Raw genomic sequence first — 8,762 nt, 5'->3', positions numbered from 1 at the left:
TGGGCAGCCTGGGGCTGTGGACTCAGTTGGGGAATCGGTTGGCTGGGTTGATTGGCTGATCTGCTTCGGGCAGGGCGATACGCGCCGTGACGCTTACATATCGGTTTGGGGTAAAATAGTGACAGCGACCAAAGTTTCCAAATTCGGTGTGCGCGCAGTTGCGGTTTTGCTGGCCGGCACCATGCTATCCACCTTGCCCGGTGTAGCGCTCGCCCAAACGCAGACCCGTGTTGTCGCCGATGCTCCCACGACCGTTCCCGATGCACCGGTGAAAGTAATAAAGTCGCTGCGGGTCGATGGATCGCAGCGGATCGAATCCGATACCGTGCTGTCTTATACAAAGCTGCGCATCGGCCAGGCATTCAATAACGAGTCGCTCGATCAGGCGATCAAGGATCTGCTCAACAGCGATCTGTTTGCCGATGTGACGATCAACGGCGCGCAGTCAGGCGAGATCGTCCTGAAGGTGCGCGAGAACCCGATCATCAACCGCGTGCTGCTGGAAGGCAATAAGCGGCTCAAGAGCGATAAGATCCAAAAGGAAATCAAGCTCGCTCCGCGTCAGATTTTCACCCGGTCCGCCGTTCGCGCCGATGTTGCGCGCATTATCGAACTATACCGCCGCCAGGGCCGTTTTGCCGCGTCGATCAGCCCCAAAATGGTCGCGCTCGACCAGAACCGGGTCGACATCGTGTTCGAGATTTCGGAGGGGCCGAAATCAAAGGTTCGCCAGATCAACATCATCGGCAACGAGGTGTTTTCGGATGGCAAACTGCGCGGCGAAATGGCGACCAAGCAGGCGCGGCTGACGACGTTTCTGAGCTCGAATACCAGCTATGATCAGGACCGGCTGGCCTATGACCAGCAGAAGCTGCGGCAATTCTATCTGACCGAGGGCTATGTCGAGTTCAAGGTAACGTCTGCGGTTGCCGAGCTGACGCCTGATCGCAAGGACTTCATCATCACCTATGTGGTGCAGGAAGGGAAACGCTACAAATTCGGCGACGTCACCGTCGACAGCGATATTCGCGACTTCGACAATAAAAAGCTCGCCGGATCGCTCGTCGCCAAGAAGGGCCAGTGGTACAACGCCAAGAAGGTCGAGGACTCGGTTGACGCGATCAACCAGACGGCCGGGCTGTTCGGCTATGCCTTTACCGAGGTGAACCCGGAGTTCACGCCCGATCGTGAAGCGCTGACAATGACGATCAACTTCCATATTTCGGAAGCCAAGCGTACCTATGTTGAGCGGATCGACATTAACGGTAACACGGTAACGCAAGACCAGGTTGTCCGCCGTGAGCTTCGCCTGGCTGAAGGGGATGCGTTCAACAGCTTCCTCGTCAAACGTTCGCAGGATCGCATCAATTCGCTCGGTTTCTTCCAGGAAAAGCTGGAAGTGACGCAAAAGGCCGGTTCAGCGCCCGACCGTGTGGTGCTTGAAACCAATGTCGAGGAACGATCCACCGGCGAACTCAACCTGTCAGCCGGTTTCTCGAGCCTTGAGCGCTTCATTCTTCAGGCATCGATCAAGCAACGCAATTTCCGAGGCAAGGGCCAGGAACTGCGCGCGAGCGTCAGCTATTCGCAATTTTCCAAGTCGGTTGAGCTCGGTTTCACTGAGCCGTATCTGTTCGGCAAGACGATTGCGATTGGTGGCGATGTCTTCCGTCGCGATTTCAACTCGTTCAATTTCAACAATAACGAACGTCAGACGACATTTACGCAGCTATCGACGGGGTTCCAGATCCGCGCTGGTATCCCGATCACCGAGTTTCTCTCACTGTCGGGTCGCTACGGCTTTACCTATGATCAGGTCGGGCTTGATGAAACGCAGTTCTTCACCAACGGCATTTGTGATCCCGTGAAGGCAGGGCGTTTCCTGTGCGACTCGATTGGCAATCGCGCGACGTCGTCGATCGGCTATTCGCTGGTCTATGACAGCCTTAACAGCCGGTTGCGGCCGAGTGCCGGTAACAGGGTGATCTTCAGCCAGGACGTCGCGGGATTGGGCGGTGATGTCCGTTATATCCGTAGCCGAGTGGATGCTGACAAATATTGGAATGTCGGTTCTGGCTTCATCTTCTCGGTTGGCTTTGAAGCGGCTTACATTCACCCACTGGAAGGCGGCCGTGGGCCAGGCATTGATGCGGTCCGCATCAACGATCGCTATTATCTTGGTGAGCCGCAATTCCGTGGCTTCGATATTCGCGGCGTCGGCCCTCGCGTGCAGCGTCTGTCATTTGGTATCGATGCCGATGGCAACCAGACCCTGATCGACGGACGCAACCAGTTCATCGATGATCCGTTGGGCGGTCGGGCTTATTATCTGGGCCGCGCCGAGCTGGAAATCCCGTTGGGTGCAGGCGTTCGTGAACTGGGCCTGCGGCCATCGATCTTCATGGATTTCGGTGCGCTGTTCGGGGTGACGCGGCCATTGCCCACGGCCGTGTTCCCGACATCGACTGATCCGGTGACGGGGCGCGTCACCGTGCTCCCGCTGATCACCCCGGTGACGGTGCTGGTGAACAATGTGACCACCCAGGTGTTTCAGACTCCCATCGATGATCCAACCAATCCGGGGTTGCTGACGACCTGCAATATCGGTTTCTCGACGACGCTGGGCGGCAGCTGTGACGGGACGTCGGTGAACACCGTTGCCACCAACTCCACCGCGCCGTTTTTGGAGCGGTTCCTCGGTAATTCTGCCTCGCCCCGTCTCACAGTGGGAATCGGTGTGAACTGGAATTCGCCGTTCGGACCGCTTAGGATCAACGTAGCCCGCGCGCTGCTCAAGCAGCGTGGCGATGACGATAAGCTCATCACTTTCAATGTAGGGACCAGTTTTTAATGAAGATCCAACTCAAAAGCGCAGCAATTGCGCTCACCCTTCTCGCTGGCGCGGCAGTGGCACCAATGGCTGCCGCGGCTCAGACGCTGACGGTGGATGTCGACACGATCTACAAAGACAGCCTTGGTGGCAAAAGCGGCAGTTCGCAGCTCGAAACCAAATTCGGACCGCGGCTGAAGACGGCGCAGGAAAAGCTGCAAGGTGCTGTCAACAACTGGAATACACAGCTTGAAGCCGCCAAGAAGATCGCCAAGCCTGATGGCACGGTGCCCCCTGCGACCGAGGCGACACTTGGCCAGGCACGGGATGCTCTGAATGCCGCGCAGACGGAATTCAACGCGCTGCGCCAGGAAATTCAGTATGCCGATCAATATGTGAAGTATCAGATCCTCGAAAAGCTGGTGCCGGTGGCTGAAAAGATCCGCAAGGATCGCAAGGCCGATATTGTGGTGCCACGCGGCACCGTGCTTGCGTTTGATCCGGTCAACGATATCACGCCGACCGCACTTCAACAGCTGAATGCGACGCTGACGACGGTATCGGTAACGCCGCCACAGCAGAATCAGGCTGCCCCGGCGCAGGGTGCTGCCCCAACGCAGCCCGCCAAGACGACTCCGCCAACCCGGTGAGCGAGGCAGACTCGGCAGCGACGCCAATCGCGTTCGATATCGGGCGCGTCATGGCGGCGCTGCCGCACCGTTACCCGATGTTGCTGGTCGACAGGGTCGAGGAGCTCATCCTCGACCAGTCGATCACGGCCATCAAGGCGGTGACGATCAACGAAGGGTTCTTTCAGGGGCACTTCCCCGGTCGACCAATCATGCCCGGCGTGCTGATCGTCGAGGCGCTGGCGCAGGCGGCGGGCATCCTCGCAGTTGAATCGCTTGGCCTCGCCGGGTCAGGCAAGCTCGTCTATTTCATGGCGATCGAGAATGCCAAGTTCCGCAAACCTGTGGAGCCTGGCGTCCTGTTGAAGCTGCACGTCGAATTCGTGCAAAAGCGGTCGAGCGTCTGCAAGTTCAGCGGCAAAGCGACGATCGACGGCGCGCTTGCGGCCGAGGCAAGCTTTACCGCAATGATTGCTGATCCGCCCAAGGCTTAGAAAAGTATCCCCTCTGGCTCAGCCGACCTGATTTCCTTCTCTACCGGAACGGCGGCTCGTTGAACGCGCGAAGCTTGCGTGAATGAAGCTTCGCCCCCTCGCGGCGCAGCTCTTCGCAGGCTTCGATCCCGATCTTCATGTGCTCGGCGATCGCGCGCTCATAGAAGCGGTTGGCTTGACCGGGCAACTTCAATTCGCCGTGCAGCGGCTTGTCTGACACGCAGAGCAAGGTGCCATAGGGTACACGAAACCGGTAGCCTTGCGCCGCGATCGTCGCCGATTCCATATCGATGCCGACCGCCCGGCTGAGTGAAAAACGCAGCGCCGATTTCGAATAGCGTAACTCCCAGTTGCGATCGTCGGTTGTTACAATCGTGCCCGTCCGCAGGCGGCGCTTCAACTCGTCGCCCGATTGGCCGGACACGGTCTGTGCTGCGCGAGCGAGCGCCTGTTGCACTTCGGCGATTGCCGGAACGGGGATTTCGGGCGGCAGCACATCATCAAGCACATGATCGTCGCGAAGATAGGCGTGCGCGAGCACATAATCGCCAATTCGCTGGCTGGGCCGCAGGCCGCCGCAATGACCGATCATCAACCACGCTTCGGGTCGCACCACGGCCAAATGATCGCAGATGGTCTTGGCGTTGGACGGTCCAACGCCGATGTTGACCAAGGTGATGCCGGTGCGATCATCGGCCATCAGGTGATAGGCCGGCATCTGGTGCCGCCGCCAGGCGCTGGTGTCGGCAAGCACCGCCTCAATATCGTCGCCCTGCTTGAACAAAATGCCGCCGGCCCCTGAAAGCGCCGAAAAACGGCTGGGGTTGCCGTCGGCATCGGGGCCGAGCTGCCCGGCGGCCCAGCGGACGAACTCGTCGACATAGCGGTGATAGTTGGTGAACAGCACATAGCGCTGCACATGTTCGGGCGGGGTGCCCGTGTAATGGCGTAGCCGGGCAAGGCTGAAATCGGTGCGCAGTGCATCGAACAGTGCGAGCGGCCGGATGCCATCATGGCTGGCCAGCAAACCATCGGCGGTTTCATCGCCGATAAAGGCAAGCTCGGTTGCCGGGAAATGGCGTGAAAGTTCGGTCGCCGATACATCATCAAGCGTCAGCGCGGCGCCCGCATCGAGCACATAAGGAAACGGAATTTCCTGCCGCCCAGCGCCGGCTTCAACCGACACATCGTAATCCTCGATCAGCAGGCTCAGCTGTTCGACCAGATAATCGGCGAACTGGGCGGGCTTCGTTACCGAGATACGGTACTCTCCAGCCGTTACTAACCGACCAAATGATCGAAGCGGTGTAGGCCGCGCATCGGGGCCACGATAGGTGAGGCGGATTTCGGGATAGGCGAACGATCCGTCAGTCCGCATGGATGCTGGCGGCACCGTACCATCGCGAAGATAAGCAGTCAGTGCGGTGCGCAGGCGATCGACAGAAGCAGTGTAGAGCGCATCGAGCGCGGCGACGATTTCGGCAGCATTATTCATCCTGTGGCGCTAATCCACCACTGCTACGCTGGCAAGACAGCCGTACGAGCGCCCTTGATCATTTGCCGGGCACCCTGTTGGGGATGCCCGGCACCGGGTTCGATCATTTCTTCTTCGTGGAAGACTTTTCGGCAAGATTGGGATCGCTTTTGGCGTCTCCCTTATCGTCATCGAGCAAGGTGCTAACCCCATAGGCCGCACCGGCGGCCGCTGCGACGACGCCAGCCGCGATGGCAGCGGCGGTGATTGGGTTTTCCTTCACCGCCTCGACGGTCGATTCGACGGCATCCTCAATCGCTTCCTGCGCACGTTCGAGGAATGACTTTGCCCCGGCTGTCAGATCAGCGGTGGTTGGCAACGTCTTTGCAATGTCCTGGCCGGTGCTGGTGATGGCGTCCTGAATGGTCTCATCGCTCATGGGCTGGATCCCTAAGTTGGAAGATTGGTGTAGACAGGCTCAACGATAGCGCTTGCTTGATGTTCCCACCTTACCACCCAAATTACAGTGATTCGAGCATGTGTTCGGCTGAGCTGACCCGGAATTCGCCCGGCCCCTCGATATTCAGCTGCGTGACGACGCCGTCCTCGACCAGCATCGAATAACGTTGACCGCGCGTGCCCATCCCGAATTTCGATCCGTCGAACACAAGGTCGACTGCCTTGGCAAAATCCGCATTGCCGTCCGCCAGCATCGTGATGGTATCGTCGGCGCCATTGCTCTTGCTCCAAGCGCCGAGCACGAAGGCGTCGTTAACGGCGGTGCAGGCAATCTCATCGACGCCCTTGGCCTTGAAAGCTTCCGCCTTGTCGAGAAATCCTGGCAGGTGCTTTGCCGAGCAGGTCGGGGTGAACGCACCGGGGACGGAAAACAGCGCCACCTTGCGACCGGCAAAATAGCTCGTCGTGTCGATTGCTTCGGGGCCATGCTCGGTGACCTTGGTGATTGTCACCGGGGGGAGCTTTTCGCCTACCTTGATCGTCATGCCGCTTATCCTCTGCATCGAAACAATGGGGGACGCTTTAGGCCGGAAAATGTCCAGATTGAAGCCATCAGTTGCGGTTGCGCTGATTATTCGTTGGCACGCTCGCCTATCGCACCCAACGACGAGAAACGGTGTGCTTGGCCCGGTAGTTTTGGACCTTGGGGCAGTGCCCGTGTAAGCTTTGGCGATGAATGATCCGCTGTATCTGACCGGGCAGTTCCTGCTCGCCATGCCTGGGATGAGCGATCCGCGGTTCGACCACGCGGTGATCGCGATGTGCGCGCATGATGCGCAGGGCGCGCTGGGCATCGGCATTGGCGCACAAATTGAGGATCTGGGGCTGCACGAGATTCTTGACCAATTCGATATCAATATTGGTACCGCACCTGATGCGCCGGTTCATTTTGGCGGACCGGTGGAGCCAGGGCGCGGCTTTGTTCTCCACAGCAATGATTGGGGCGGGCAGGACACGATCGACGTTGCCGGACGCTGGTCGCTTTCGGGCACGATCGACATTTTGCGAGCGATAGCCGAGGGGCGCGGCCCTTCGCGCTGGTCAGTGTCGCTTGGCTATGCAGGGTGGGGCGCGGGGCAGCTCGATTCCGAGATGACCCGGCATGGCTGGTTCAACACCTTTTCGACTCCCGACCTGATCTATGATGTTGCTGCCGATCATCGCTGGAACACTGCTTTTTCCAGCGCCGGTATCGATCCGCGATTGTTGGCCAGCAGTGCTGGTCAGGCGTGAAGCTGGGGCAGCAATTGGGCAGGGACATCGCCGCCGGAAATCTCATATAAAGATATCTTTATGTTTCGATTGCGGAGTCGTTACGTAATCGCTAGGGGGCAATGATGGTCGTCGGCAGTTTCCGGCGCGCCCTATTCACGTCCCGTGTTCATGCTGGAGATCTGTCAGTGGCTACTGTGCTCGAAAAGAACGATTATGTTGTCGCCGATATCAGCCTTGCTGATTTTGGCCGCAAGGAAATCAACATCGCTGAAACCGAAATGCCGGGCCTGATGGCGCTGCGTGAGGAATTCGGCGCATCGCAGCCGCTGAAGGGCGCGCGCATCACCGGATCGCTGCACATGACGATCCAGACCGCCGTGCTGATCGAAACGCTGACCGCGCTCGGCGCACAGGTTCGCTGGGCGACGTGCAACATCTATTCGACGCAGGATCATGCCGCCGCTGCGATCGCCGCAACCGGCGTGCCGGTTTTCGCGATCAAGGGCGAGAGCCTTGCCGAATATTGGGATTATGTCGGCGATATCTTCAATTGGGGCGATGAAACCTGCAACATGATCCTCGACGATGGCGGCGATGCGACGATGTTCGCTTTGTGGGGCGCCAAGCTCGAAGCCGGTCACTCGTTCCCCGAGCCGGAGAATGAAGAAGAAGTCGAAATGCAGCGCGCGGTGAAGGCGTTCATCGCCAAGAAGCCCGGCTACCTCACCGAGACCGTCAAGAACATCAAGGGCGTGTCTGAAGAGACCACGACCGGCGTTCACCGCCTTTATGCCATCGCCAAGAAGGGCGAGCTGCCTTTCCCCGCGATCAACGTGAACGACAGCGTCACCAAGTCGAAGTTCGACAATCTTTATGGCTGCAAGGAATCGCTGGTCGACGCGATCCGTCGCGGCACCGACGTGATGCTCGCGGGCAAGGTTGCGACCGTTGCCGGCTTCGGCGACGTCGGCAAGGGTTCGGCCCAGTCGCTCCGCAACGGCGGCGCGCGCGTGCTCGTGACCGAAATCGATCCGATCTGCGCCTTGCAGGCGGCGATGGAGGGCTTTGAAGTCGTGACGATGGAAGAGGCGGTGACGCGTTCGGACATTTTCGTGACGGCAACCGGCAACGCGGATGTGATCACCGCCGATCATATGAAGGCGATGAAGCCGATGTCGATCGTTTGCAACATCGGCCATTTCGATTCGGAAATTCAGATCGCGGCGCTCAGCAATTACAAATGGACCGAGGTGAAGCCGCAGGTCGATCTGGTTGAATTCCCGGACGGCAAGCAGATTATTATCCTGTCAAAGGGTCGTTTGGTGAATCTTGGGAACGCAACGGGCCATCCGTCGTTTGTCATGTCAGCGAGCTTCACGAACCAGACGCTGGCGCAGATCGAATTGTTCACCAATCCCGAACAGTACGAAAATGACGTTTACGTGTTGCCGAAGCACCTCGATGAAAAAGTCGCGGCGCTTCATCTCGAAAAGCTCGGTGTGAAGCTCACCAAGCTCTCGGACAAGCAGGCAGGGTATATCGGCGTGCCGGTCGAAGGACCGTTCAAGCCAGACCACTACCGCTACTAAGGTCACGCCCAA

At 58.7% G+C, this 8,762-nt stretch carries 8 protein-coding genes; 5 read left to right on the top strand and 3 right to left on the bottom strand.

What is annotated here, in order from left to right; genetic code table 11:
* Positions 1 to 118: 118 nt before the first annotated feature.
* Genes bamA through fabZ form a run of 3 tightly spaced genes read left to right on the top strand, consistent with a single transcriptional unit; the run spans position 119 to position 3,953 of the window.
* The gene (bamA, locus tag B7Y49_RS01570; protein WP_374125798.1) at positions 119 to 2,851 is read left to right on the top strand and encodes an outer membrane protein assembly factor BamA; all 2,733 of its coding nucleotides are present in this window, start codon (positions 119 to 121) and stop codon (positions 2,849 to 2,851) included.
* A complete protein-coding gene (locus B7Y49_RS01565) occupies positions 2,851 to 3,480 on the top strand; it encodes an OmpH family outer membrane protein (RefSeq protein ID WP_374125797.1) in 630 nt (209 codons plus the stop codon). Before bamA ends, B7Y49_RS01565 begins: the two co-directional genes overlap by 1 nt.
* Complete coding sequence (fabZ, locus tag B7Y49_RS01560; protein WP_374125796.1) at positions 3,477 to 3,953, top strand: 3-hydroxyacyl-ACP dehydratase FabZ; 477 nt, start codon at positions 3,477 to 3,479, stop codon at positions 3,951 to 3,953. The genes B7Y49_RS01565 and fabZ overlap by 4 nt, the downstream gene beginning before the upstream one ends.
* A 40-nt stretch (positions 3,954 to 3,993) precedes the next feature.
* On the opposite strand, the gene B7Y49_RS01555 is transcribed toward fabZ, so the two are convergent.
* From B7Y49_RS01555 to B7Y49_RS01545, 3 genes are all read right to left on the bottom strand, one after another.
* Complete coding sequence (locus B7Y49_RS01555; protein WP_374125795.1) at positions 3,994 to 5,448, bottom strand: AMP nucleosidase; 1,455 nt, start codon at positions 5,446 to 5,448, stop codon at positions 3,994 to 3,996.
* A gap of 103 nt (positions 5,449 to 5,551) precedes the next feature.
* On the bottom strand, positions 5,552 to 5,866 hold the full coding sequence (locus B7Y49_RS01550) for a hypothetical protein (RefSeq protein ID WP_374125794.1): 315 nt from the start codon (positions 5,864 to 5,866) through the stop codon (positions 5,552 to 5,554).
* Positions 5,867 to 5,948: 82 nt separating this feature from the next.
* The gene (locus tag B7Y49_RS01545) at positions 5,949 to 6,431 is read right to left on the bottom strand and encodes a peroxiredoxin (protein ID WP_374125793.1); all 483 of its coding nucleotides are present in this window, start codon (positions 6,429 to 6,431) and stop codon (positions 5,949 to 5,951) included.
* A gap of 187 nt (positions 6,432 to 6,618) precedes the next feature.
* Between B7Y49_RS01545 and B7Y49_RS01540 the strand changes: the two genes are divergently transcribed.
* Together B7Y49_RS01540 and ahcY are read left to right on the top strand one after the other, a co-directional pair.
* A complete protein-coding gene (locus B7Y49_RS01540) occupies positions 6,619 to 7,179 on the top strand; it encodes a YqgE/AlgH family protein (RefSeq protein ID WP_374125792.1) in 561 nt (186 codons plus the stop codon).
* Positions 7,180 to 7,346: 167 nt separating this feature from the next.
* Complete coding sequence (gene ahcY / locus B7Y49_RS01535) at positions 7,347 to 8,750, top strand: adenosylhomocysteinase (RefSeq protein WP_374125791.1); 1,404 nt, start codon at positions 7,347 to 7,349, stop codon at positions 8,748 to 8,750.
* Positions 8,751 to 8,762 lie beyond the last annotated feature (12 nt).

It is taken from the genome of Sphingomonas sp. 28-62-11 (assembly GCF_002278865.1).
Lineage (GTDB): Bacteria > Pseudomonadota > Alphaproteobacteria > Sphingomonadales > Sphingomonadaceae > Sphingomonas.
The sequence above is the reverse complement of the archived record's forward strand: the minus strand, read 5'-3'. Positions and strand labels throughout refer to the sequence as shown.